Source organism: Psychrobacter sp. 1U2 (genome assembly GCF_051847575.1).
On record NZ_JBPYDC010000401.1, the window covers coordinates 1 to 1,125 of the forward strand.

Annotated in this window: 1 protein-coding gene and 1 pseudogene; both read right to left on the reverse strand. The window is 44.8% G+C overall.

Going from position 1 to position 1,125, the window contains the following annotated elements; translation table 11 throughout:
* Positions 1-642, reverse strand: a 642-nt coding sequence (locus tag ACS8FD_RS16140; protein WP_439276592.1) for a 3-deoxy-D-manno-octulosonic acid transferase, incomplete at its 3' end; no start/stop codon positions are given.
* 212 nt (positions 643-854) lie between these two features.
* Positions 855-1,125: pseudogene (locus tag ACS8FD_RS16145) on the reverse strand (tetratricopeptide repeat protein); the annotation flags it as partial.

Genomic DNA, 1,125 nt, shown 5'->3' on the forward strand with positions numbered 1-1,125 from the left:
CGCTGATAGTCGTCCATTTACCAGAATACTAGGAATGTCTTTTTGCGATAAAGTGGCTAAAATATTTGCCCATAATTCAGTTTCGACAAACAACGCAGCGACAGGCTGTACATGCGCCAAAAATGTCTCGATAACGGCGGGCGTATCTACTGGCACATAACTGTGACTCATCCGACCTTGAGCAATCTCCTCAGCAAAACGACTGGCACCGCGCGCATAACCCGTCTGTGTGGTATTGGTTAGCCATATATTATAGCCTTGTGCCAATAGAGCATCGAGCAAGGGCGCGACTGTATTGGTCTCTCCTAACGAGACGGCATGACACCAAATTGTTTTGTCATTACAAGTGTCGCTTGATACCGGACGCGGTGGATACTGCTTGCCAAAGCGCTGCGCAACTTCTTGTTGATAGTTGTCACGACTGCGCGAACGACGCCAAACTTGAATGCGATACAATGGCTTTAGTAGCGTGATAGCAAGCTGATAATACCAAGGTGGCATGCGAGTGGCGCGTTTGATTGGCGCAGTACTACTTAACGCACAGTTATCTAGCGAATGGTTATCCAGCGTATCGTTATCAAAATCTTTTTGAGCCGCTAATGGCTCAGATTCAGTAGACGGTGGTACAGAAGGTGATGGCATGGAGAAGCCCAGTTTTGTGATAGATAAAATGACAAGTTAGACAGTCAACCGTTGATAAATTTTACCGTAAATCATGAAAAAGCCATACAACTTAGTGACTAAGTGCGCAGAAAATGTGCGCAGAAAATCGTATGGTCTACTAATTACCGTCTTATGGTATCGTTAAATAGCTAGTCTAAAACCTTACAACGCGATAAGTGAGTGCTTGATTGTTATATAAATACAATGAGCAATATTGCACCAAGCACCACTACTCCTACCAACACTTGATAACGCTTAATACTATGCTGCTCTTGCTTTTGCGATGTGATTAATGTTTGAGCTTGTTGCCACTCAGCCACCAGATCTGCTGCTTCTGTATGTCCATTTTTAGCCGCTTCCTCCAACCAATATTGACCGCTACTCACCTCTTGCGGCACGCCGATACCTTGATAGTACATCTTACTAAGTAAGCGCTGGGCACGAACATCTTTACTGTTCGCC